This window comes from Intestinibacter sp. (genome assembly GCF_051866655.1).
Classification (GTDB): Bacteria; Bacillota; Clostridia; order Peptostreptococcales; family Peptostreptococcaceae; genus Intestinibacter.
Genome location: NZ_JBJDXL010000400.1, coordinates 1 through 3076 on the forward strand (window position 1 = coordinate 1; position 3076 = coordinate 3076).

1 protein-coding gene is annotated in these 3076 nt (G+C 31.5%); it reads left to right on the forward strand.

The genetic code is table 11. The annotated features are described in order from the left end of the window. Nucleotides 1-815: 815 nt before the first annotated feature. Nucleotides 816-3076, forward strand: a 2261-nt coding sequence (gene mutS / locus ACI3VO_RS12110) for a DNA mismatch repair protein MutS (protein ID WP_439758163.1), incomplete at its 3' end; no start/stop codon positions are given.

Here is a 3076-nt window from a genome sequence, read left to right on the forward strand (position 1 = left end):
TAAGAAATATAAAGAATTTAATCGAATAAAGGAATTATTTATGGAATTAGCGACAAGAGATCTTTATATTACTCAGTATATGATAAAAAATAGATTTGTAGAGTTAATGTAATGAATAAACTTTATTTTGGAAAAATAGATATTGAAAACTATATAATTCTTCACAAAATTCTTAAACATATTTATAATGCCTAGTGAGAAGAGGTGTAGCTTCGCTAAATATAAATAAAGATAAAAATAATTAAATGAAAGATATCTTTCTTAATATATTTATATACAAAATTATTTTGAATTAAATTTTAAAATTGTTAAGAAAACTTAAAGAAAGGAATAAATAATGTTAAAAAATAGTAAAAATAATATATATTATGTTAATAAATGGTAAAATATGCTCTGAACCACACTATTTTCAGAAAATTTCTAATATAATAGTATTAACAAGGAAAGGAGTTGATACTATGACAGGTATAGCTTGGGTTTTCATGTTGGTTGCGTGGTCTATAATTATAGTGGCGGCGGTTTTAGCGTTAAAAACGATTTTAAAAAATCAATAATTTTGACATAGTAATATTATCAATATATAGAGAGTAGAGAAAAAAGAGCTTTTCATGGAGATGTTTAAATTTTCTCGTGGAGAGCTTTTTTTGTGTGAAAATATATTTCTATTTAAAATTTCCCAATTAAGACTAGTACATAAAATTTTATAAAATATGATATAATGGATATCTAGGATAAAAAGCGTATAATTTTTAGATGAAAATAGAAATATATTTAGAGAAAGGAGTAGTCAGCTTATAGCTTGACGTGTAAACAAGATGGAAATTGACAGAAGTAAATTAACTCCTATGATGAAACAGTATTTTGATACAAAAGAGAAATATCCTGATTGTATATTGTTTTTTAGATTGGGAGATTTTTATGAGATGTTTTTTGAGGATGCGATAGTTGCATCTAAGGTACTTGAAATAGCACTTACTGGAAAGGCGTGTGGCTTAGAGGAGAGAGCTCCTATGTGTGGAGTTCCATTTCATGCTGCCGATTCATATATATCAAAATTAGTTGAAAACGGATACAAGGTCGCAATAGGAGAACAGATGGAGGATCCTGCTCTTGCTAAGGGTATCGTCAAAAGAGAGGTAATTAGGGTCGTGACTCCAGGGACTGTGCTAGAGGGCAGTTTACTAGAAAACAAGAAAAATAATTACTTAATGTCTCTATTTAAAGAGGGAGACGATATAGGATTGTCGTATGTGGATATAAGTACGGGAGAGACAAACGCCACTTACTTGAAAAAAGACAAGCTTATAGAGGAAATCGCCAAGGTTTCTCCTTCTGAGATAATTTTAAATGACTTAGATTATAAGAAGAATTTAGAGGCTATAGCTTCACTGTCTAATATATATTTAAACGAGAACTTCGACGAAGAATATTTAAATGAAGAAATACTGCACGAGTATTTTTCAGATGAATATCTAAGCAGAGTTAAATTCGATGATAGAGGCCTTATAAATAGAAGCTTATGTGTTTTACTAAACTATATATACAATACTCAAAAGCAGATAACTTCTAATATAAATCATATAAATATCTACAACTCTTCAAATTACATGGTTTTAGATATGTTTACTCGATCAAATTTAGAGCTTACAGAGACTATAAGAACTAAAAAGAAAAAGGGATCTCTGCTTCATGTATTAGATAAGACTTCTACTGCAATGGGAGGAAGACTCCTTAGAAAATACGTAGAGGAGCCTCTAGTCGACAAAAGAAGAATACAAAATAGATTAGATGTAATAGAAGAGATAAAGGACGATTATTCTCTAAGAGTAGATTTAATAGAAATCTTAAAAAACGTGTACGATATAGAGCGTATATGCGGTAAAATCGCGTTTGAAAAAGTTACACCAAAGGAGCTTATAAACTTAAAAAATTCTATAGAAAAGCTTCCAGAGCTAAAAAGTAGAATTGAAGAGTCAGATGCATCTATATTAAAGCATTATGTAGGTAAGATGGAGACTCTAGAGGATATTTACGATTTAGTAGATAGAGCGATACTTCCAGAGCCGAGCATAACTATAAAAGACGGAAACATAATAAAATCAGACTACAACGAGGAGCTAAAGGAGCTAAGAGAGGTTTCTAAAAACGGAGCCTTCATGATTAAAGAAATCGAAAACCGCGAGAAGGAAAAGACAGGAGTTAAATCTCTAAAAATAGGATTTAACAAGGTTTTTGGGTATTATATAGAGATAACTAAGGCTAATTTAGCTACTGCGAAAATAGACGATGGATATATAAGAAAACAGACTCTAAGCAATGCAGAGAGATTTATAACAGAGGAATTAAAGATAATAGAAGACAAAATCTTACACGCAAAGGAAAAAATAGGCGTACTAGAATACGAGCTATTTGTAGGTGTCAGAAAATACATCTACGACAACATAGATAGAATACAAAATGTGGCTAAGATAATAGCCAATATAGATGTGTTTACTTCATTTGCAACAGTTGCAGATTTAAATAACTATGTAAAACCTAATATAAACGACAGCAACAAGCTAGATATAAAAAACGGTCGCCATCCAGTTGTAGAGAGCATAGTAGGGGAAGAAAACTTCGTTCCAAACGATACTTATTTAAACGACGACGAAAATATAATAAATATAATCACAGGACCAAATATGTCTGGTAAATCGACATATATGAGACAAAGTGCGATAATCGTGCTTATGGCACATATGGGATCATTTGTACCAGCAGATTATGCCGATATACCTATATGTGATAGAATATTTACTAGAGTCGGTGCTAGCGACGACTTGTCTTCAGGTCAATCTACATTTATGGTAGAGATGAACGAGGTCTCTCATATACTTAAAAACGCCACATCAAAGAGCTTTGTAATACTAGATGAAATAGGTAGAGGAACTTCTACCTACGACGGTATAAGCTTGGCGTGGGCTATAGTCGAGTATATTCAAAGCAATATCAAGTGCAAGACTTTATTCGCAACTCACTACCACGAGCTTACAGACTTGGAAAATGAGTTTAGAGAGGTCAAAAACTACTCTATATC